General features: G+C 41.2%; 1 pseudogene. It reads right to left on the bottom strand.

Annotated features, from left to right (window positions below):
• Positions 1-246 (bottom strand): annotated as a pseudogene (locus ACOV8S_RS31345) (hypothetical protein); the annotation flags it as partial.
• Positions 247-442: the final 196 nt, after the last annotated feature.

Raw genomic sequence — 442 nt, 5'->3', positions numbered from 1 at the left:
GAGTACCCCGCCTCGATGGTCGTATACGAGTTTACCGCCTGTGTAACCAATTAAGAGCGGCAGTAAGTAGTTGATCATTGGGCCAACAAGTGAAGCTAATTGTTCATTTGGCCAATAGCCACTCGGAATGAATAAGGCCGTAATGAGTCCCCAAGCGATAAATGCTCCAATATTCGGCATAATCATGCCGCTTAAATAGCTTCCAAAGCGCTGTACTTTTACGCGGAATCCGCTTTTTTCCTGCATCTATGAAAACTCCTTTCTTCTTTCCCTTTATTTAGGGCTTTATAGGTCAAAAGATATAAGAACAAGTGTCAGTGAAGCCCTTAACCTTATCGTAAAACGCTTTCACTTTCCCTTCAATTGAAACTAAATGTCACTTTGTCACTTAGTGTGTGACAAAATTGAAATATGATGTGAATTCTCTGTCAGAGCATAGGAC

This window comes from Streptomyces sp. CO7 (assembly GCF_053474865.1).
Note: the sequence above shows the minus strand (reverse complement) of the source record. Positions and strands in the feature narration are given on the sequence as shown.